This is a genomic window from Labrys sp. KB_33_2 (genome assembly GCF_052114505.1).
GTDB lineage: Bacteria > Pseudomonadota > Alphaproteobacteria > Rhizobiales > Labraceae > Labrys.
Map to the genome: position 1 here is coordinate 1 of NZ_JBFREW010000070.1, position 1,193 is coordinate 1,193.

General features: G+C 61.9%; 1 protein-coding gene. It reads right to left on the minus strand.

Annotated features, from left to right (window positions below):
- Positions 1 to 2: 2 nt before the first annotated feature.
- Positions 3 to 1,193: an elongation factor Tu gene (gene tuf / locus AB4037_RS34560; RefSeq protein WP_434956980.1), complete on the minus strand. Its 1,191-nt coding sequence runs from the start codon at positions 1,191 to 1,193 to the stop codon at positions 3 to 5.

Consider the following 1,193-nt stretch of genomic DNA (forward strand, 5'->3'; position numbering starts at 1 on the left):
TCTTATTCGATGATTGCGGCGACGACGCCGGCGCCGACGGTACGACCGCCTTCACGGATGGCGAAGCGCAGCTTCTCTTCCATGGCGATCGGCACGATCAGGTTCACTTCCATGGCGATGTTGTCGCCAGGCATCACCATCTCCGTACCCTCAGGCAGCGTCACCACGCCCGTCACGTCCGTCGTGCGGAAGTAGAACTGCGGACGGTAGTTGCCGAAGAACGGCGTATGACGACCGCCCTCTTCCTTGGTCAGGATGTAGGCTTCGGCCTTGAATTTGGTGTGCGGCTTCACCGAACCGGGCTTGCACAGCACCTGGCCGCGCTCCACGTCCTCACGCTTGGTGCCGCGCAGCAGCGCGCCGATGTTGTCGCCAGCCTGGCCCTGGTCCAGAAGCTTGCGGAACATCTCGACGCCCGTCACCGTCGTCTTCTGCGTGGCGCGGATGCCGACGATCTCGACTTCCTCGCCAACCTTGACGATGCCGCGCTCGACACGGCCGGTCACGACCGTGCCACGGCCCGAGATCGAGAACACGTCTTCAACCGGCATCAGGAAGGGCTGGTCGATCGGACGCTCGGGCTGCGGGATGTAGTCGTCAACCGTCTGCATCAGCTTCAGCACCGCGTCATGACCAATCGCCGGGTTGACGTTGTCCAGAGCAGCCTTCGCAGAGCCCATCGTGATCGGAATGTCGTCGCCGGGGAACTCGTACTTCGACAAAAGCTCGCGAACTTCCATCTCAACCAGCTCGAGCAGCTCCGGATCGTCGACAAGGTCGACCTTGTTCAGAAACACGACCAGCGCCGGAACGCCGACCTGGCGGGCCAGCAGAATGTGCTCGCGCGTCTGAGGCATCGGGCCATCCGCTGCCGAAACAACCAGGATCGCGCCGTCCATCTGCGCCGCGCCCGTGATCATGTTCTTCACATAGTCGGCATGCCCGGGGCAGTCGACATGGGCGTAGTGACGGTTCTTCGTCTCATACTCCACATGCGCCGTCGAGATCGTGATGCCACGAGCCTTCTCTTCCGGTGCCTTGTCGATCTGGTCATACGCCGTGAACGTCGCACCGCCCGTCTCGGCAAGCACCTTCGTGATCGCCGCTGTCAGCGACGTCTTGCCATGGTCAACGTGACCAATCGTGCCGATGTTGCAGTGCGGCTTGTTGCGTTCAAATTTCTCTTTGGCCAT